The sequence below is a fragment of the Streptomyces sp. ATCC 21386 genome, assembly GCF_018728545.1.
Lineage (GTDB): Bacteria > Actinomycetota > Actinomycetes > Streptomycetales > Streptomycetaceae > Streptomyces.
On sequence record NZ_JAAVVL010000001.1, the window covers coordinates 9,277,809 to 9,294,614 of the forward strand.

A 16,806-nucleotide genomic window follows, 5' to 3' on the forward strand; every position below is an offset into this window, starting at 1 on the left:
GCTTGGCCGGGGTGGGTGCGCTGTGGGTGTGGGTGCGTTGTCGGGTGCGGGTGGGTGGGGCTTCTCGCGCAGTTCCCCGCGCCCCTGAAAAGCGGGGGCTGCGCCCCTCGCTTTTCAGGCCCGCAGCGCCGTCGTCCTTCCGGTCGTACGGCTACGGGGCCCAGGTCAGGGCCAGGAAGGCCACCAGGTACGCGGCCACGAACAGGGGTGGAACCCACTGTTCCAGGCGGGTCAGCGGCACGTACCGGCGCCAGTCCTCGCCCTCTCCCAGCTCGGCCCATTCGGCGCGGGAGTAGGCGTAGGCGGGCAGCCGCTTCTCGAACGCGCCGATGACCGCCCATTTCGCCGTGTTCAGCTGACGGTAGGAACGGACCATCAGGTACCAGGCGAGACACTGCCCGACGAGGATCAGCAGACCGGCTAGGAGCAGCCACACCGACACCCGCCCAGGCCGCGGCCCCAGCCCCCCGACCATGGCCGTGGCGATGGCGCTGTTGAGCGACAGGAAGAAGGTGTTGGCAGCGCCTCGCCGCGCGCTGACGCGGTCGGCCGTCTCGACGCAGAGCTTGTACTGCTCGAAGAGCACGCCCAGATAAGGGGTGTTGGCGGGCGTGTAACTGTCCGGGGCGACGTCGGAGTTCCACAGGGAGTGGTGGAGGTCTGCCATCCGCCCATCATGTCCGCCGCCCGCCGGAGCCCCGCTGTACGAGCCCTCGGGAGCCACGAAAGAGCGAATCACGACCCGTAATCCCGCTGTTCGATTGCGCGTCGCGACCGGCCTCCGATCTGTTGTTCCTCATGACCGATCACCCTCCCTTCGGGACTCCACGACGACGCCAGCGCCCGTTGTTCGGCTGCGCGTTGAGACTCGTGGGCCTGGCGGGGACGGCCTGGGGCGGCCTGCTGGTGATCCTCGCCGCCGTCAAGACCAAGACGGTGTTCATTCCGGTCAACGGCATCGACGCCATGGTCCGGGACGTCCTGATCGTCGCCGGTTGCGGCCTCTGGGGCGCGGTCTCCCTCGTGGTGGGCCTGCGCATGCGGCGGCACGGGCGGCGCCATCACGCCTCCGTGGTGCGGACGATGGACGAGGCACGGAAGCGCCCGTACGTCCTCTATCTGCGCCCCTTCGCCGAGGACGCCACCGGCACCCTGATGCGGCACGCCTTCAGCCGCTGGATGGGGGTGGGCGGCTCGCTGGTGAGCGGCAGTTCGCTCACGCTGGAGGAGGGTGTGTGCCGGACGTTCAGCGCCTTCGGCCGCCCGCTCGCCGTGGGCGAACCCGACGAGGCGCTCCCCCTCGCCGGCTCCCGCCGCCTCTACCTCCCCCTCCACGACTGGCAGCCCACCGTCTCCTCGCTCATCACCGACGCCCGCCTGGTCCTGCTGGTGGCCGGCACCAGCGAGGGCACCCTGTGGGAACTGACCGAGGTGATGCGGCTGCGCCGCCCCGAGTCCGTTCTCGTCCTGCTCTACGGCGACCGGCGGGCGGACGACGTCCGGGGGGAGTACGACGCCTTCCGCGTCGCGGCCGAACGTGAACTGACCGCGCGGGCCGCGGAGTTGCGCCAGGTGCACGGCCCCGACTGGCAGCCGCCGCGCTTCCCGCCCCTCCCCGGCTTCCACGACCCCTACCGCCTCAAATGGACCACCCTGCTGCGGGCCGTCATCCGCTTCGGCCCCGACTGGACCCCGGAGATCGTGCTCCTGGACCCCACGGCCGTGGACGCCTGGACCCACGAGGGACGCGTCCGCAAGATGACCCGCACCCAGGTGCTGCCCCTGTTGACCCGGTTGCAGGACGACCTGAAAGGCCTGGAAGGAACGGCCGCCGGGCCGGTCCGGCCCTCGACGCTCCCGACGCTCCCGATGGACCGCCACTGACCCGGAGGCCCCGAACGGAACCCATGTCTCCGGTGCCGTGCGTCAGTCGCCCCGGCCCCTGACTCCCGCGCGGGCGACACGGGCGTCCAGGGCCGCACGCCAGTCCCGTACGGCCTCGGCGGCGACCGGCGCGCCCCAGCCGTGCGGGCGGGCCGCGCCGCCGATGTGGAAGGCGTCGACGCGAGCGGCGCGCAGCCGGGGGATGTGGTCGAGGCGGAGGCCCCCGCCGATCATGAGGCGCTGCGTGTAGCCGGGATCCCCACGTCTCGCGGCCTCCGCCAGCAGGACCGGCATCCCGTCGTCCACGCCCCGCCCCGACCCGGCCGTCAGATACGTGTCCAGCCCCGGCAGGTCGGCGAGCTGCTTGCGCAGGGCGTCCCGGTCGGCGGCACGGTCGATCGCCCGGTGGAACGTCCACGAGCGCCCGTCCAGCTCGGCGACCACCCGCTCCACCGCGTCCAGATCGGGCCCGCCGTCCTCCCCGAGGAACCCGAGCACGAACTCCTCCGCGCCGGCCGCCCGCATGTCGCACGCGACCCGCACCAACGCGTCCACCCGGCCCGCCGCGAACCCGTCCGCGAGCCGCAGCATGACCCGTACGGGGATGTCGACGGCGGCCTGCACCTCCACGAACGTCGCGACCGTCGGGGTGAGGCCGTCGGCGGCCATGTCCGCCACCAGCTCCAGCCGGTCGGCACCTCCGGCCTGGGCGGCGACGGCGTCCTCGGCGTCGAGGGCGATCACCTCCAGAAGCGCGCGCGTGGTCATGGGGCCCCTTCCCTCGGGCTTCACGTGACGACAACAGGTCTAGTCCAATTTACCAACAACCGGGCTGTTGGACGCGGCCGTCACGTTCGGCACGCGCCCGACCACCCTCCGCATCTACCCTCGAATCGGCGCGCAGCAACAAGACCGGCTGTCCGAGAGGGAGTTGGATGCAGCCGGAGTTCGGGAGGACGGCGGACGAGGTGCTGGCCGCGGACGGGTTCTTCACGCGGAACCTGGAGGCGGCGCGGCAGTCGCCGTACGAGCACCACTTCGCGGATGTGGTGGAGTTCGAGGGCCTGGCACTCACGATCAAAGACGGGCGCCGATCCCGGTGCCCGGCCTGCTTCAGACGGCGGAGTACACGCGGGCGGTGGTCCGGGCGTACGACCCGTTCCTGGAGGAGGAGGCGGCCGAGGCGCGAGTGGCCGCCCGCCGGGCCCGGGCACACATCTTCGAGAACCCGAGGAAGCCTCGGTACTGGGCTGAGGATGCGCACCGCACCCGATCTGAGGACCGCCACTTGGCGTAAGAGCAGCTACAGCGGGGGCAACAGCGCCGAGTGCGTCGAAGTGTCCGGCAACCTCCCCGGCCTCGTCCCCGTCCGCGACAGCAGGAACCCCGCCGGTGGCGTCCTCGTGTTCCAGGCCGCCGCCTGGGCCCGCTTCCTGGGGGGCGTGAGGCGGACGGGCGAGTAGGGCACGTCCGATTGCACGGACGGATCTGAGTAGGCGTACTCAGGTGCAACCCCTGACACTCCGCGACCGTCTTCCATGAGCAATTCATCGACGGTGCCAGGGGTGGGGGAACTGTGCTGCGGTACAGAAGAAGTATGGGTGCGGCCATGGTCGCCGCACTGGTCACGACGTGTCTCACGGTGGCGGGGGGCGCTTCGGCGGCCGACGCCGGAACCGGGACCGGGTCGGGTGGGACGAGGGCAGGCGCGGGGGCCGGGTCCGTCGTCACACTGATCTCCGGCGACCGGGTGCACGTGGACGCCGAGGGCCGGGTGACCCGCGTCCAGCCCGGCCAGGGCCGCGAGGGCATCCCGATATCCGTCCAGCGGACGGGCGACGAGACCTACGTCCTGCCGGCCGACGCGCTCCCCCTGATCGGGCAGGGCACGGTGGACCGCCGGCTGTTCAATGTGACGGGGCTGCTCAGGGCCGAGTACGACGACGCGCACCGGGCGACGGTGCCCCTGATCGTCTCGTACACGAAGAACACGAAGAAGCGGGCCACCGCGGAGGCGGCGATCGCGGAGGCGGATGTCCGCGTGGGCCGCGAGCTGCCCGCCGTCCGAGGTGAGGCGCTGACCGCGCCCAAGAGCGGCGCGGACGAGGTCTGGGACGCGCTCACCACGGCCGACCCCCGCGGCGGGCAGGCCCTGAAGACGGCTCCGGGTATCGCCCACGTATGGCTGGACGGCCGCCGCAAGGCCGCCCTCGACAAGAGCACGGCGCAGATCGGCGCCCCGGCGGCCTGGCAGGCCGGGTACGACGGTACGGATGTGAAGGTCGCCGTACTGGACACCGGTGTGGACGAGACGCATCCCGACCTCAAGGGCGTCGAGATCGCCCAGAAGGACTTCTCGGGTTCGGGTGGCACCGTCGACCACGTCGGCCACGGCACGCATGTCGCGTCGACCGTGGCGGGATCGGGGGCCAGGTCCGGCGGCACGCACAAGGGGGTCGCGCCCGGTGCGCGGATCCTGGACGCCAAGGTCCTCGACAACGGGGGGTTCGGCTCGGACTCCGGCATCATCGCGGGCATGCAGTGGGCCGCCGACCAGGGCGCCAGGATCGCCAACCTCTCCCTCGGCGGCGAGGACTCGGTGGCGAACGACCCGCTGGAGGCCGCCCTCGACCGTATTTCCGCCGAGAGCGGCACCCTCTTCGTCGTCGCGGCCGGCAACGAGGGCCCCGAGGCGACGACCATCGGCTCCCCCGGCAGCGCGGCCTCCGCGCTCACCGTCGGCGCGGTCGACCGCAAGGACGGCATCGCGGAGTTCTCCAGCGTCGGCCCCACGGCCGACGGCTCGCTGAAGCCGGACCTCACCGCCCCGGGCGTCGGCATCGTCGCGGCGAAGGCCGCCAAGGGTGTCGAAGGCACCCCGGCCATCCCCGGCTATGTGTCGATGTCCGGTACGTCGATGGCGACCCCGCACGTGGCCGGCGCGGCGGCGATCCTCGCGCAACGCCACCCGGACTGGAGCGCGGAGCGGATCAAGCGGGCGCTGACCTCCTCCACCGAGCCCGGCGCCCGTCTGTCGCCGTTCCAGCAGGGCACCGGGCGGACCGACCTGGTGCGGGCGCTCACCCAGACCGTGAGCGGCGAGCAGGCTTCGGTGAACCTCGGCACGCAGCTGTGGCCGCACGCCGACGACAAGCCGGTGACCCGACGGATCACCTACCGCAACGACGGCACGCAGCCCGTCACCCTCGACCTGTCCATGGAGACGGCCGGGCCGAAGGGCAAGCCCGCACCGGCCGGTTTCTTCACCGCCGGCGCCGACCGGGTCACCGTCCCGGCGGGCGGCACCGCGGGCGTCGACCTCACGGCGGACACCCGGATCGGCAGCCAGGACGGCGTGTTCGCCGGGGTGCTCGTCGCCCGCGCGACCGAGGGCGGCCAGCGCGTCCGTACCTCGTTCGCCGTGCACCGGGAGTCGGAGGCGTACGACCTCACCCTGAAGTACGTCGACACCGAGGGCAGGCCCTCCCAGTCCGGGACGCTGGTCCTCGGCCAGAACGTCGACCTCCAGCTGGACCCGTACGACACCGACGGCGACGGAGTCGTCAAGACCCGTGTTCCGAAGGGGACTTACCTTCTGGAGACGCTGGTCCGGACCCCCAAGGGGGCGCAGGACCGCCCGGATCTCGCGCTGATGGCGCAGCCGAAGCTCACCGTCTCCAAGAACACCACGGTGACCTTCGACGCCCGCAAGGCCAAGCCGGTGGACATCACCGTGCCGGGGTCCGCCAAGAGTGTGCAGACGTTCGTGAGGTACTCCCTGGAGAACGGTTCCTTCTTCCACAACTCGGTCTGGCAGTCGGACTCCTTCAAGGGGTTCCGCACCGGTCATGTGGGCGGCACGCTGCCGGCGAAGGAGCTCGGCTCGCAGGTCTCCGGTATCTGGCAGAAGGGCAGTACGACGTACAACCTGGTCTACGACCGCGCTGGTTCGCTGTACACCGGGCTCACCCGCAAGGTCGCCACGAGTGAACTCGCCCTGGTGAAACTGGGGATCGGCGCCTCGGTCGAGAACAGCAAGGGCGCGATCAGCCCGACCTGGGAGACGGCCTCGGGGGCCGGGTACGACGCGGTCAGCAAGCCGTTCGCCCTGCCGGCCACCGCGAAGACCTATGTCAACGCGCCGAAGGGGGTCAAGTGGAGATTCAGCGCCGCGCAGTTCCGGCCCGGGTCGAGCGACGAGTTCGACGTCTTCGTCGGGGACGCCGATCCCCGGACCTACCGGGCCGGGCAGACGTACTCGCGGACGTACAACGTCGGTGTGTTCAGCCCGAAGATCGACGAGTACAACACCGCCCAGCGCTGGGGCAATGAACTCAGCGTCTGCATAGGGTTGTTCGCGGACGGCTCCGGTAACTTCGTCGAGTCGGCGACCACCGGGCAGCACGCCGTCGTCACCGTCGACGGCAAGAAGCTCATGGACGGGGAGGGGCCGCTCTGCCAGGACATCGACGGCCTGCCCTCCAGGTCCGCCAAGTACCGGATCAGCGCGGAGGCGACCCGTGCCACGAAGGTCGCCGGTGTCACCACCCGTCTCGTCGCGGCCTGGACGTTCACCTCGAAGAAGGTCACGGGTGACGACTACGAGAAGCTGCCGCTCTCCTCGGTCCGCTTCGCCCCGAAGCTGGACCTGTCCAGCAGCGCGCCTGCCGGCCGTAAGTTCACGGTCCCTCTCACCCTCCAGGGCCCCGCGGCCAAGAGCCTCAAGTCCCTCACCGTCCAGGTCTCCTACGACGGCGGCAAGAAGTGGTCCAAGGCCCCGGTCACCACGAAGAAGGGTGAGCGGAGCCTCACGCTGAACCACCCGAAGAAGGCCAAGTCGGTCTCCTTCAAGGCGAAGCTCACAGACAAGAGCGGCAACACGTACGAGGTCACCGTGGTGAAGGCGTACCTGCTGCGGTAGCCGTCACCACAGGCGCGGTCGGGAAGCCGGAGGGCAGGCCCTCCGGCTTCCCGTCGGCTTCCCGTCGACGTTCCTCAAGGGTGTCGAGGGCCACGATCTGCGCGATGGCGAGACGCGGTCGATACCGGCGGACGCGATGCCGGTGGACGCGATGCCGGTGGACGCGATGCCGGCGGAGGCGATGCCGGCGGAGGCGATGCCGGCGGAGGCGATGCCGGCGGAGGCACGCCACGGCGGGCCGGGCTCAGGGATAGAGGATGAGCTCGGCCTCGGCCGCGCCGGCCAGTTCGTACGACGTCCCGGCGGGCGGTCGGCGACCCGAGTAGAGGCGTACGAGGGTGGGGGCGTCGCCGATGTAGCGGGCGGGCGGGGCGTCGCCGCTCGGGGCACCGAGCAGCAGGGGCGCGTCGGCGTCGTCGAGGTCGGCGTGCAGCGGGCGGGAGCCGTGGGCCCGGGTGAGGTGGGCCAACAGCTCGACCGCCATACCCAGTTGGGGGCCCTCGTAGGCACCGGGCAGACTCCACGCCTCGCGTACGTCACCGGCGTGCACCCACTCGCCGAAGGCGACGCCGTCCAGGACGCCACCGGCGTCGGCGATGACCGGGCCCGCGTCGGTCATGCCCCGCTCCAGCTCGTCCACGATCCGCGCGACGGGCCACTCGGCCCGCTCGGCGATGTCCCGGTCGTTCGACTCCGGGCTGAAGACTCCCTTCTCGAGCCGGCCCTCGACCACCCGCGACAACACGGCGGAACAGTGCGCCAGCATGTCCCGCACACTCCACCCCGGACAACAGGTCGCCGCCCCGAAGTCCGCCTCCGGCCTGTCCCGCAACAGCGGCACCAGCGCGTCCCGCTCCCCGGCCAGCAGCCGCGCGGGGAGTCCGGGGTCCCGTACATCGTGCGTATCAGCCACAGTCGTCATGCGACCCACGCTAGGGGCAGAGGGCCGCCGGGCGCACGACCACGGCGCACGACCACGCCGCACCACCCCGGCTCACCTCCACGGCACAATGCGTACATGCCCGACTCCCAGTCCCCCAGGGAAGACCTCCGCCACCGCTGGCTGCCCGCGTTGCTGTCGGCCCGGGACGGGGCCTGCGATCCCGCGCCGCTCCCGTATGCCGATGCCCTGATCAAACGGTGGTCGGAGCCGCAGCGGAAGTACCACACCCTGGACCACCTCACGGCGGTGCTGGACCGTATCGAGGTGCTGGAGGACCACGCGACGGACCCGGACCTGGTCCGGCTGGCCGCCTGGTTCCACGACGCGGTGTATCTGCCGGACCGGTCGGAGAACGAGGAGCGGTCGGCGCGGCTCGCCGAGCGGGCGCTGCCGGAGGCCGGGGTGTCGGCGGAGCGGACGGCGGAGGTGGCGCGGCTGGTGCGTCTGACCGTGACACACGATCCGGCCGACGACGACCCGAACGGCCAGGTCCTGTGCGACGCGGACCTCGCGATCCTGGCGTCACCGCCGGACGTGTACGCCGCGTACGCGGCCGCCGTGCGGGAGGAGTACGGCTTCGTCCCGGACGACGCGTTCCGCGCGGGCCGAGCGGCGGTACTGCGCCAACTCTTGGACCTGCCCAGGCTGTTCAGGACCCCGTACGGCCGACGGGAGTGGGAGGACCGGGCCCGGGAGAACCTGCGGGCGGAACTGGCGGAGCTCGCGGGCGTCCCGCATGGTGACCGGGAGCGGCGAGCTGACCGGGAGCGGCGAGCTGACCGGAAGCGGTGAGCCGACCGGCGGCGGTGAGCCGACCGGCGGCGGTGAGCCGACCGGCGGCGGCAGTGGCCGCGGCGTAAATCCGGTACGTACGGACGCCTGACCCCGCCTATCCTCGCCGCCATGCGACCAATGGGTGGGGAACAGGTACGGGCAGCCGTCGAACACTGTCTCGCGGTGCTGGGGGCGGTGGCCGACCGGGAATGGGAGGGCACCAAGGCCGGGCGGCTGGACTGGAACTGCCGGGAGACCGCCGAGCACATCGCGTCGGACCTGATCGCGTACGCGGGCCAGTTGGCGGGGCGCCCGACCGCGCGCTACGTACCGTTCGAGATCGACATGGCGGAGTGCGAGAACAACGCCGACCTGCTGGAGGTGATCCGGACGACCGGTGTCCTGCTCACGGCCGTCGTCCAGACCACGCCCCGCACGGTCCGCGCCTTCCACCCGTACCCGTTCCGCGCCGCCGACCGCGAGGGCTTCGCGGCGATGGGCGTCGCCGAGGTGCTGCTGCACACGCACGACATCGTCGAAGGGCTCGGGCTCCCGGCGTCCGCTGCGGTGCCGCCCGCCGGGCTCGGCCTGTGCGAGACCGTGCTCGCCCGCCTCTTCCCGCACGTCAGGCCCGGTGACGACGCCTGGGCGACGCTGCTGTGGGCCACCGGCCGGGGCGACCTGCCGGACCGGGCGCCCGTCACGGAGTGGAAGTGGAGCAACCCGCTGCACATCGACGCCGAACGCCTCGTCCTCCAGGGCGTCCACCCGGCCGCCGCGGCCGATCTGGCCGAGGGCGGCACCGGCGGCTTCGACTGGATCGCGGGCGGCCCGGTGGACGGGACCCGCACCGGCGCGGGCCTGGTGTTCCAGGCGTACGAGGCGGGGGTGCACCGGCCGGAGTGGGCCATGTTCGTGCTCGTCCGCAAGGAGGACGGGCTGGCCGTCGGCGCGCTCGGCTACCACGGGGCGCCGGACGAGGAAGGCCGCGTCGAGATCGGCTACGACCTGGTGGAGGGGGCGCGCGGGCACGGTTACATGACCGAGGCGGTGCGCGCGCTGGCCGACTGGGCGCGGGAGCGGGGCCGGGAGCGGGGCGACGTACGGTCGCTGTTCGCGGTCGTCGACAAGTCCAACCTGCCTTCGCAGGGCGTCGTTTCGCGTACCGGATTCGAGAAGGTGAGCGACGACTGGGGTGACGGCGGGCAGACCGGAGAGCAGGCCGGGGAGCACGGGGAGCACTTCGCGTACGAACTCCGTCTGCGCGCCTGACGTACGCCGGGCCCAACCGCTCCGGTTTCTTGTCGTTTCCCCTGTCGAGGCCCCTGCGGCAGTCCTGATAATCCGGTCATGGCGGCGTGAATGCCGTCAACGCGGCGCGAAAGCGTCGCGCGCGCTCGCGCGCGTCGGGGGATCGGGGGATCACGATGAGCCAGCCCACACCGCAGCCGGGTCCTCCCGTACCGGACCCGGACGCCGATCACGGGCGCCGGAGCGTCCGGATCGCCGTCATCAGTCTGATCGTCAGCAGCGTGCTCACGGTGGTGGGCTTCGTGGTGACGGCGGCGACATCGGGCAGGAGCGGCGGGGACGGGGGCACGACCGTCGGCAGCACGAGCACGTCGGGCGGCACGAGCACCTCCGGCGGCACGGACGGTGGCGGCACCACGACGGATGGTACGACCGGCGGCGAGAAGGTGGACGACACCACCGGCGGCACGGACGGGGGCACGGACGGGGGCACGGACGGGGGCACGGACGGGGAGACGGCCGGTGGTACGGAGGAGACCACCACCGGCGAGACGGACGCGGGCACGGACGCCGGCACCGAGGTCGACACCGGCAGCGACGACGGCCTCACCACCGCCGAACGCGACCTGCGCGACTCGCTCAACGACAGCCAGTGGACGCACGAGAGCTGTGTGAGCGAGGTGGCGCCCGGCTCCGACGCGGCCGTGACCTGCACGGTGACCACGGAGAGCGTCACCATGGGCCCCGTGACGACGAAGGCGAGCGTCGCGGTGTACCCGTCCCGGAGCAAGCAGCAGGAGGTCTACCGGGCCTACGGCGGCACCCTCCAGGAGGGCGACTGCTCACAGATGTGGAACGTCCGGGGCTCCTGGTACGAGTCGGACTCCAGCGACCCCACCGGCGACATTTCCTGCTACACGCCCAACGGCACCCAGTACGTCATCGTCTGCACCTTCTACGACCGCAACGCGATCTTCCAGGTGATGGGCGGGGACCCGGCGGCGCTCATCACGTGGTGGAAGGGCCTGGACCCGGTCTTCGTCGACTGACCTCCCCGCGCCCTCCCTCCCGCTCAGGCCGGGGTCCCCCGCCGCTTCGGCCGCCGCAGCCCCGCCCCCGTCAGCCGGCGCAGCAGCTCCTTCGAGCCCACCTCCACGGCCCCCGCCCGCACGACCTCCGCGTAGCGGTGGGACGGGATGTCGTAGTGGTCGCGCTCGAAGGCCCGCTCGGGAATGCCCAACTCCCTGGCGAAGGTGTGCAGTTCGTCGAAGGACACGTCGCTCACCAGGTGGGACCACATACGCCCGTGCCCCGGCCAGGTGGGCGGATCGACGTAGAGGGTCACGGGGCCGCCGCCCCGCCGAGCGCGCCCAGCGCCGCGACCCGCACCCCGGCCTTGTGGCACACCCACTGCGGATCGGGCCCGAGCTCCGGCTCCACGTCGAGCGCGTGCGGGTCGCCGGTGCCGCAGACCGGGCAGAGGGGCCAGCGGCCGTACCGTTCGAGCAGGGCGTCCTGGACGTCCTGGGCGACGAGCCCGGCGACGTACGCCGCGCCGTCCGGCCACTGCTCGACCCACCACCTGCGCTGCACGACGGATTCCTCGACCATCGAGACGACATCCGCCTCCGCGACCTGTCCGGACACCAGATCGGCGAGCACGAGGGCGCGGGCGGCGTGCAGCGCCTGCTCAAGGGGGCTCACGGGGTCACTGCCGGTACTCATGCGTCCATTGTGCGGCCCTTGACCATCCCGCCCGACAGAAAATATCTTTCAAGATGTGAGTGATGACGTGAAGGAAATTTTCTCCCCGGCGTCCGGTCCCGCGCCGCCCGCCCCCGCCGCCCTCGCGGCGAAGGTGCGGACGCTGGCGCCCTCCATGACCCGCTCCATGCAGCGCGTCGCGGAGGCCGTGGCGAGCGACCCGGCCGCCTGCGCGGCGCTCACGGTCACCGGCCTCGCCGAACTCACGGGGACCAGCGAGGCGACGGTCGTCCGCACCGCCCGCCTCCTCGGCTACCCGGGCTACCGGGATCTGCGGCTCGCCCTCGCGGGTCTCGCCGCGCACCAGCAGTCGGGCCGCGCGCCCTCGGTCACGGCCGACATCGCGGTGGACGACCCGCTGCCCGACGTGGTCGCCAAGCTCGCGTACGACGAGCAGCAGACCCTCGCGGACACGGCGGCCGGACTCGACATGGGCCAGCTCGGCGCGGCGGTCGGAGCGCTCGCCGGGGCGCGGCGCATCGATGTGTACGGGGTCGGGGCGTCCGGGCTGGTCGCGCAGGACCTCACGCAGAAACTGCTCCGCATAGGGCTGATAGCCCAGGCGCACGTCGACCCGCACCTCGCCGTCACCAACGCGGTGCAGCTCCGCGCGAAGGACGTGGCCGTGGCGATCACCCACTCCGGTTCGACGGGCGACGTCATCGAGCCGCTGCGGGTCGCCTTCGACCACGGGGCCACGACGGTCGCGATCACCGGCCGCCCGGACGGACCGGTGTCCCAGTACGCCGACCACGTCCTGACCACCTCCACGGCACGGGAGAGCGAGCTGCGACCGGCGGCGATGTCGTCCCGCACGAGCCAACTGCTCGTCGTGGACTGCCTGTTCGTCGGAGTGGCGCAACGGACGTACGAGTCGGCCGCGCCGGCGCTGTCGGCGTCGTACGAGGCGCTGGCCCATAGGCATCGGACCGGGGGCCCCTCGCGCTAGCCGGGCCGACACTCACGGCGCCCGTGGCCACCCGTCACGGCAGCGCCCGGCATCCACCCCGAAGGCACCAGGCACAGTCGCTCCACCTGCACGGAATGAGTCACCATGCCACCCACCTGCCCCAACGCCTCCCCTCGCCCCGACACGTCCGACTCATCGAACCCGTCCGGCCAGGCCCTCCCCGACTCCTCCGCCCTCCCGCACTCCTCCGCCCTCGCCAACCACCTCGCCGTGCGTGCCGAGTTGGAGGCGTTGACGACCGAGGCGTTCCGGCCGGAGCTGGCCGACATCGATCAGCTTCCGACGCTCGACATCGCCAAGCTGATGAACACCGAGGACGCGGCGGTGCCGACGGCCGTGACGGCGCAGCTGCCGCTGATCGCGGCCGCGATCGACGCGATCGCGGAACGGATGGCCCGGGGCGGCCGGCTGATCTACGCGGGCGCGGGCACGGCGGGCCGCCTGGGCGTACTGGACGCGTCCGAGTGCCCGCCGACGTTCAACACGGCCCCGACGCAGGTCGTGGGCCTGATCGCGGGCGGCCGGGAGGCCATGGTCACCTCGATCGAGGGCGCGGAGGACTCGGCGGACCTCGCCCGCACCGACCTCGACGCGCTCGCGCTGACGCCCGACGACACGGTGGTCGGCGTCTCGGCCTCGGGCCGCACGCCCTACGCGGTGGGAGCGGTGGAGCACGCGCGGGCGGCCGGCGCGCTGACGGTGGGCCTGTCCTGCAACTCGGCCAGCGCGCTCGCGGCGGCCGCCGACCACGGCATCGAGATCGTCGTCGGTCCCGAGCTGGTCACCGGCTCGACCCGGCTCAAGGCGGGCACGGCCCAGAAGCTCGTCCTCAACATGCTCTCGACGATCACGATGATCCGCCTCGGCAAGACCTACGGGAATCTGATGGTCGATGTCCGGGCCACCAACGACAAGCTCCGCGCCCGCTCCCACCGCATCGTCGCCCTCGCCACCGGCGCGACGGACACCGAGATCGAAACGGCCCTCACCGCCACGAACGGCCAGGTCAAGAACGCCATCCTCACGATCCTGAGCGGCGTGGACGCCCCCACGGCGACCCGCCTGCTGACAGAGAACGAGGGCCACCTGAGGGCGGCGCTGGCGGCGGCGACGCGGTGAGATGTCACCGGAAGGCGCCCCTGGTGCCGCCGTCTACAGCGGCCCCTGATGCACATTGAGTTGTCGCAGCTCGACCGCCAGGCGAGCGGCTGTCACGAAGTCCCTGTCGTCGTGCAGCACGACCAGACCGTGGTGAGCGGCGGTGGCACAGATCTGGAGATCGACGGCGGACAGCGCCTGGTGCTCTCCCCGCTCGGCGGCTCTCAGCTGCAGGCCGCCGATCCACTTGGGCGCCTGCTTCGGAACGGAGACGTCGTCGTAGAGTTCCGCGAACATCGCGCTGTACGCCTCGTACTCCTTCAGGTCACGTGCCGACCGAAGGAACTCCGCCCGCTGCGGATAGCACGAACGGATGTCGCCGTCCATGGCGATCGGGCGCCACGCGTCGCGCAGCTGCCGGTCCCTGAGCAGGCACCATAGGGCCGACGAGTCCAGCAGGTACCCGCTCACGCTCGGTGAGCCTCCTTGTCGGCGCGATGCGCGGCCTCGGCCCCTTCGATGTCCCACTCCTGAGCGAGGTCGAAGTACTTGTCGTAGGCAGTACCACGCTGCAACCGCAGGTTGTACTCCTCCAGCGCCTTCGCCACCGCAGCCGTCTTCGTCCGGTGCCCGCCCAGGCGCTTGGCCGTCTCCAGCGCCTCGTCGTCGATGTCGATGTGTGTCAGAGACATGCGACCTCCCGCGATGCGATGTACAGATTCATCCGCGATCTCACTCGTCAGTGTACATAGATCACGTCGACCGAGCCCGGCCCCGACGGGACTGTCAGTGGCGTGTGGCACGGTGGTGGAGTCGCTGTCGTCTCCCCCACCCCTCCGGGAAGGACCGAATCCGTGAACCACGCCCAGCTCACCGCCCTCGGCCGTGCCCTGCGTGTCCTCGGGGAGCACGGCGAGGCACTGAACGCCGACACCCCGGACGCCAAGCTGCACGAGGTGAAGGCCGACCTCAGACGAGCCCTGGAGCTGCTGGACGAGACGGTCACGACGGCCGCCCCCACCACCCGCTGCGCCGAGCACCCGAACGGCCCGGTGGACGAGGAGGCCCCCGATCGCTGCCTGCTCTGCGAGACCCGCCGCCGAGCCGCCCGCCGCACCCAGCTGAACGACAGCTACGGCCCGCCCCGCCCCACCGGCCCCACCACCCCGGCCCCCTCCCGCTACGGCATCCGGGACGACCGCCCCGAACCCCAGCAGCGCTGGCTCCCGGAAGCGTGGAACGGCCAGGTCTGGCAGCTGTGCGGCACCCCCCGCCGCGACCGCCGCGAGGCCGAGCTCTACCTCGCCACCCAACGCCGTGGCCCCCGCCCCGCCATCGCCTACCGCCTGGTCCAGGAGTTCACGGACTACGACGTGACCCGCATCTGGGGCGAGCCGGTTCGGATGGACATCGAGCCGCTGGGAAACATGTGAGCCCCAGGAGACCGGCGCTCAGCACGGCAGCCGCCCCTCCTCGTTGACCCGGCGCACCCGGGCCCGCAGCACCTCCCCCGGCGTCGCCTCGCGCAGCGCCCCCGGCGGGCAGTCCCACTCCCGCCCACCCCCGACCGGCCGCAACTGCGTGTAACCGCCCTCGTGGCCCATGACCTCGCCGAGCCGCCCGTCCCGTACGTCCACGGCGTACGACCGCGAGCCCCGCGGGGCCGGTCACGTCTCGGCCGCCTTACGCAGGACGGCAGCGAGCTTGGCGGCGACCTGAAGGTTGCAGCGCCCCAACTCGACGAGCGGGTAGGGCAGTTCACTGGCTCCGGTGATCGGATCGACGCGCAGGGAGGGCAGGATGATCCCGACCCCGCGCAGGGCCTGGTCGAGCTGCTCCACGGCGTCCTCCGTAGAGAACGCGGAGCTGCGCCGCCGCCCGTTCGCCGCTCTGTTCTTCACGTCGCCATTCCTCCACGCTGGGTTGCCGATTCACGACACAGCGTGTCCGAGACGGTCCTAGCCTGGCCAGATACGACGCCCCAACAGGGGGCTGCTGTACAGGGGGTAGTGCCCATGCCAGGACCGAAGGACCTCGACCCGTCGTCGTCACCGCGCGCTCCTGGGCGCGGAGCTGCGCCACGCGAGAGAGCGGGCGGGGCTGAGCCAGGAGGACCTGGGCCAGCGGCTGTTCGTGAGCGGTTCGTTCGTGGGGCAGCTGGAGTCGGCGGTACGGCGCATGCAGCCGGAGATCGCCCGGCTGATCGATGTCGCGCTGGACACGGGGGACTTCTTCCTCCGAAACTGCCAGGCCACCACCAAGTCCAAGTACCCGGAACACTTCGCGGAAGCGGCGGACGCGGAGGCGGAGGCCACGGAGATCAGGGAGTACGCGCCGCTGCTGATCCCGGGGTTGCTCCAGACAGCGGGGTACGCCCGAGCCGTGTTCCGGGCATACCAGCCGACGGCACCACAGCGGGTGGTCGACGATCTGGTGACGGCCAGGATGGAACGCGTGCGCATTCTCGACGATCCAGCAGACCCCTTGTTGTGGGTGGTCCTGGACGAGGCCGCACTGCGTCGCACCACGGGCGGCCCCAAGGTGATGGCCGAGGCCCTACGGCACATCGCCGGGATGATCCACCGAAATCGGGCGATCGTCCAGGTGCTGCCGTTCAACTCCGGCGCCCACGCGTCGATGGAGGGCTCCATCAAGTTGATGGACTTCACGGAGGCCCCTCCACTCGTCTACTACGAGGGCGTCGGCACCGGCCGCCTCGAAGACGACCCCGCCACCCGTCCGCTACCAGCGACGCACCTTCGAGTTCCTCACCGCCGCCGCCCTGCCGCCGGAGAACTCCCTGGTCATGCTCGAAACAATGGCCCAGGATTATGCACATGAGGAGCATGCCTGAGTACGACCTGGACTCGGCCACCTGGCACAAGTCCAGCTACAGCGGCGGCAGCGGCGGCAACTGCCTCGAAGTGGCCCGCTGGCACAAGTCCAGCTACAGCGGCGGCAGCGGCGGCGACTGCCTGGAGGTCGCCCGCTGGCGGAAGTCGACGCACAGCGGCGGCAGCGGCGGCAACTGCCTCGAAGTGGCCCTCTCCACCGCCCCCCACATCCCCGTGCGCGACTCCAAGAACCCCCTCGGCCCGAAGCTCGTGTTCCGAGCCGCGAGCTGGTCCCTCTTCATCGAGCAACTGAAGAGCGAGGTCAATGAGGTCAGGATCTGACCTACACGCTCCCTAGCGTGGAGCC

20 protein-coding genes and 1 pseudogene are annotated in these 16,806 nt (G+C 71.6%); 12 read left to right on the forward strand and 9 right to left on the reverse strand.

Going from position 1 to position 16,806, the window contains the following annotated elements:
* Positions 1 to 151 precede the first annotated feature (151 nt).
* Positions 152 to 667, reverse strand: a complete 516-nt coding sequence (locus GWK25_RS39675; RefSeq protein WP_215456336.1) for a hypothetical protein — start codon at positions 665 to 667, stop codon at positions 152 to 154.
* Positions 668 to 798: 131 nt separating this feature from the next.
* On the opposite strand from GWK25_RS39675, the gene GWK25_RS39680 reads away from it, so the two are divergent.
* Positions 799 to 1,884 carry a hypothetical protein gene (locus GWK25_RS39680; RefSeq protein ID WP_215456337.1) on the forward strand — a complete coding sequence of 362 codons (1,086 nt, stop codon included), beginning with the start codon at positions 799 to 801 and terminating at the stop codon, positions 1,882 to 1,884.
* Positions 1,885 to 1,926: 42 nt separating this feature from the next.
* Here GWK25_RS39680 and GWK25_RS39685 read toward each other — a convergent pair whose 3' ends face one another.
* Entirely contained in the window at positions 1,927 to 2,652 is a 726-nt protein-coding gene (locus GWK25_RS39685) for a copper homeostasis protein CutC (protein WP_215456338.1), read from the reverse strand.
* Between the two features lie 331 nt (positions 2,653 to 2,983).
* Between GWK25_RS39685 and GWK25_RS44635 the strand changes: the two genes are divergently transcribed.
* From GWK25_RS44635 to GWK25_RS39695, 3 genes are all read left to right on the forward strand, one after another.
* Positions 2,984 to 3,181: a Scr1 family TA system antitoxin-like transcriptional regulator gene (locus GWK25_RS44635; protein WP_308404436.1), complete on the forward strand. Its 198-nt coding sequence runs from the start codon at positions 2,984 to 2,986 to the stop codon at positions 3,179 to 3,181.
* A complete protein-coding gene (locus tag GWK25_RS39690; RefSeq protein WP_215456339.1) occupies positions 3,141 to 3,347 on the forward strand; it encodes a DUF397 domain-containing protein in 207 nt (68 codons plus the stop codon). The genes GWK25_RS44635 and GWK25_RS39690 overlap by 41 nt, the downstream gene beginning before the upstream one ends.
* 134 nt (positions 3,348 to 3,481) lie before the next feature.
* On the forward strand, positions 3,482 to 6,805 hold the full coding sequence (locus GWK25_RS39695; protein ID WP_215456340.1) for a S8 family peptidase: 3,324 nt from the start codon (positions 3,482 to 3,484) through the stop codon (positions 6,803 to 6,805).
* A gap of 244 nt (positions 6,806 to 7,049) precedes the next feature.
* Here the strand turns inward: GWK25_RS39695 and GWK25_RS39700 are convergent, their stop codons facing one another.
* Complete coding sequence (locus tag GWK25_RS39700; protein WP_215456341.1) at positions 7,050 to 7,727, reverse strand: maleylpyruvate isomerase family mycothiol-dependent enzyme; 678 nt, start codon at positions 7,725 to 7,727, stop codon at positions 7,050 to 7,052.
* Positions 7,728 to 7,823: 96 nt separating this feature from the next.
* On the opposite strand from GWK25_RS39700, the gene GWK25_RS39705 reads away from it, so the two are divergent.
* The 3 genes from GWK25_RS39705 (at position 7,824) to GWK25_RS39715 (ending at position 10,822) form a co-directional block, all read left to right on the forward strand.
* Complete coding sequence (locus tag GWK25_RS39705) at positions 7,824 to 8,540, forward strand: hypothetical protein (protein WP_215456342.1); 717 nt, start codon at positions 7,824 to 7,826, stop codon at positions 8,538 to 8,540.
* Between the two features lie 120 nt (positions 8,541 to 8,660).
* The gene (locus GWK25_RS39710; RefSeq protein WP_215457906.1) at positions 8,661 to 9,794 is read left to right on the forward strand and encodes a GNAT family N-acetyltransferase; all 1,134 of its coding nucleotides are present in this window, start codon (positions 8,661 to 8,663) and stop codon (positions 9,792 to 9,794) included.
* Positions 9,795 to 9,949: 155 nt separating this feature from the next.
* Positions 9,950 to 10,822, forward strand: coding sequence for a hypothetical protein (locus GWK25_RS39715; RefSeq protein WP_215456343.1), 873 nt, complete (start codon positions 9,950 to 9,952; stop codon positions 10,820 to 10,822).
* A 23-nt stretch (positions 10,823 to 10,845) separates the two neighbouring features.
* On the opposite strand, the gene GWK25_RS39720 is transcribed toward GWK25_RS39715, so the two are convergent.
* Together GWK25_RS39720 and GWK25_RS39725 are read right to left on the reverse strand one after the other, a co-directional pair.
* On the reverse strand, positions 10,846 to 11,118 hold the full coding sequence (locus GWK25_RS39720; protein ID WP_215456344.1) for a DUF4031 domain-containing protein: 273 nt from the start codon (positions 11,116 to 11,118) through the stop codon (positions 10,846 to 10,848).
* Positions 11,115 to 11,498 (reverse strand): hypothetical protein, encoded by a 384-nt coding sequence (locus GWK25_RS39725; protein WP_215456345.1) that lies wholly within the window; start codon positions 11,496 to 11,498, stop codon positions 11,115 to 11,117. The genes GWK25_RS39720 and GWK25_RS39725 overlap by 4 nt, the downstream gene beginning before the upstream one ends.
* Before the next feature lie 55 nt (positions 11,499 to 11,553).
* Here GWK25_RS39725 and GWK25_RS39730 point away from each other — a divergent pair, with 55 nt between their 5' ends.
* Both GWK25_RS39730 and murQ read left to right on the forward strand, forming a co-directional pair.
* Positions 11,554 to 12,486 (forward strand): MurR/RpiR family transcriptional regulator, encoded by a 933-nt coding sequence (locus GWK25_RS39730; RefSeq protein WP_215456346.1) that lies wholly within the window; start codon positions 11,554 to 11,556, stop codon positions 12,484 to 12,486.
* 105 nt (positions 12,487 to 12,591) lie between these two features.
* The gene (murQ, locus tag GWK25_RS39735) at positions 12,592 to 13,626 is read left to right on the forward strand and encodes an N-acetylmuramic acid 6-phosphate etherase (RefSeq protein WP_251829243.1); all 1,035 of its coding nucleotides are present in this window, start codon (positions 12,592 to 12,594) and stop codon (positions 13,624 to 13,626) included.
* 33 nt (positions 13,627 to 13,659) lie between these two features.
* Here murQ and GWK25_RS39740 read toward each other — a convergent pair whose 3' ends face one another.
* Together GWK25_RS39740 and GWK25_RS39745 are read right to left on the reverse strand one after the other, a co-directional pair.
* Positions 13,660 to 14,076, reverse strand: coding sequence for a PIN domain-containing protein (locus GWK25_RS39740; protein WP_215456347.1), 417 nt, complete (start codon positions 14,074 to 14,076; stop codon positions 13,660 to 13,662).
* Positions 14,073 to 14,297, reverse strand: coding sequence for a type II toxin-antitoxin system VapB family antitoxin (locus GWK25_RS39745; RefSeq protein WP_215456348.1), 225 nt, complete (start codon positions 14,295 to 14,297; stop codon positions 14,073 to 14,075). The genes GWK25_RS39740 and GWK25_RS39745 overlap by 4 nt, the downstream gene beginning before the upstream one ends.
* Before the next feature lie 162 nt (positions 14,298 to 14,459).
* On the opposite strand from GWK25_RS39745, the gene GWK25_RS39750 reads away from it, so the two are divergent.
* Positions 14,460 to 15,038, forward strand: a complete 579-nt coding sequence (locus GWK25_RS39750; RefSeq protein WP_215456349.1) for a hypothetical protein — start codon at positions 14,460 to 14,462, stop codon at positions 15,036 to 15,038.
* An 18-nt stretch (positions 15,039 to 15,056) separates the two neighbouring features.
* Here GWK25_RS39750 and GWK25_RS39755 read toward each other — a convergent pair whose 3' ends face one another.
* Together GWK25_RS39755 and GWK25_RS39760 are read right to left on the reverse strand one after the other, a co-directional pair.
* The gene (locus GWK25_RS39755; RefSeq protein ID WP_215457983.1) at positions 15,057 to 15,242 is read right to left on the reverse strand and encodes a hypothetical protein; all 186 of its coding nucleotides are present in this window, start codon (positions 15,240 to 15,242) and stop codon (positions 15,057 to 15,059) included.
* Positions 15,243 to 15,272: 30 nt separating this feature from the next.
* The gene (locus GWK25_RS39760) at positions 15,273 to 15,506 is read right to left on the reverse strand and encodes a hypothetical protein (protein ID WP_215456350.1); all 234 of its coding nucleotides are present in this window, start codon (positions 15,504 to 15,506) and stop codon (positions 15,273 to 15,275) included.
* 114 nt (positions 15,507 to 15,620) lie between these two features.
* Here GWK25_RS39760 and GWK25_RS39765 point away from each other — a divergent pair.
* Both GWK25_RS39765 and GWK25_RS39770 read left to right on the forward strand, forming a co-directional pair.
* Positions 15,621 to 16,459: pseudogene (locus GWK25_RS39765) on the forward strand (Scr1 family TA system antitoxin-like transcriptional regulator).
* Positions 16,443 to 16,781 (forward strand): DUF397 domain-containing protein, encoded by a 339-nt coding sequence (locus tag GWK25_RS39770; protein ID WP_215456351.1) that lies wholly within the window; start codon positions 16,443 to 16,445, stop codon positions 16,779 to 16,781. The pseudogene GWK25_RS39765 and the gene GWK25_RS39770 overlap by 17 nt, the downstream one beginning before the upstream one ends.
* Positions 16,782 to 16,806: the final 25 nt, after the last annotated feature.